The organism is Micromonospora sp. WMMD737 (genome assembly GCF_049179055.1).
GTDB lineage: Bacteria > Actinomycetota > Actinomycetes > Mycobacteriales > Micromonosporaceae > Micromonospora > Micromonospora reichwaldensis.
Map to the genome: position 1 here is coordinate 1 of NZ_JBMHMH010000055.1, position 1031 is coordinate 1031.

Annotated in this window: 2 protein-coding genes; both read left to right on the forward strand. The window is 67.5% G+C overall.

Annotated features, from left to right (window positions below; translation table 11 throughout):
• Nucleotides 1-456 (forward strand): AMP-binding enzyme (locus tag ACN27A_RS34605; RefSeq protein ID WP_421459267.1); only part of this gene is annotated, 456 nt, incomplete at its 5' end.
• Between the two features lie 108 nt (nucleotides 457-564).
• Nucleotides 565-1031, forward strand: a 467-nt coding sequence (locus ACN27A_RS34610; RefSeq protein WP_421459269.1) for a TauD/TfdA dioxygenase family protein, incomplete at its 3' end; no start/stop codon positions are given.

Here is a 1031-nt window from a genome sequence, read left to right on the forward strand (position 1 = left end):
TGGAACCAGCCGTCGGCCACCGCGAAGGCCATCACGGCCGATGGCTGGTACCGGACCGGCGACGCCGGCTACCGCGACCAGGACGGCTATCTGTACCTCTACGACCGGGTGAAGGACATGATCGTCTCCGGCGGGGAGAACGTGTACCCCGCCGAGGTGGAGAACGTGTTGATGTCGCATCCGGCGGTAGGCGACGTCGCCGTGATCGGAGTGCCCCACGCGAAGTGGGGGGAGGCCGTCAAAGCAGTGGTGGTGCCGGCCGAGGCGGTAGCGGAGGCCGATCACGCCACCCTGGAGGCCGAGTTGCTCGCATACGCGCGTACCCGGCTGGCCGGTTTCAAACTGCCGAAATCGGTGGACTTCGCCGCGTCCATGCCCCGCAACGCCACCGGGAAGATTCTCAAACGCACTCTGCGCGAAGACTACTGGGTCACTTCCGGCCGTCGTATCGGGTGAGCGCGAGGGGGTCGCGGTCCGGGCACCGGCGGCTTGTGTAGTCGATCGTGTACAGTCGGTCTGGCGCGGTGTAGTCATCTGACTACGCATACTCGAGAAAGGACTCGCATGACCCCGACCCCCACTGTCACCAAACTCGGCAGCACCATCGGCGCACGTGTCGACGGCGTTCGACTCGACGGCGACCTCACCGCCGAGGCCGTATCGGCGATCCGTACAGCGCTACTCGAGCACGGCGTGATCTTCGTGCGCGGCCAGCACCATCTCGACGACGCGGCCCAGCACCGGTTCGCCTCGCTGCTGGGCACGCCGGTCGGACATCCCGTGCTCAACGTGGCCACCGCAGAGGCCCCCGCGATCACGCCGATCGACTCCGACTACGCCTCGGCCAACAGGTGGCACACCGACGTCACCTTCGTCGCCGACTACCCGTCGGTGTCGGTGCTGCGCGCGGTCACGCTGCCGCCCTACGGCGGTTCGACACTGTGGGCCTCCACCGCGGCGGCCTATCGCGACCTTCCCGACCCGCTCAAGCGTCTGGCCGAGAACACCTGGGCGCTGCACAGCAACCGGTT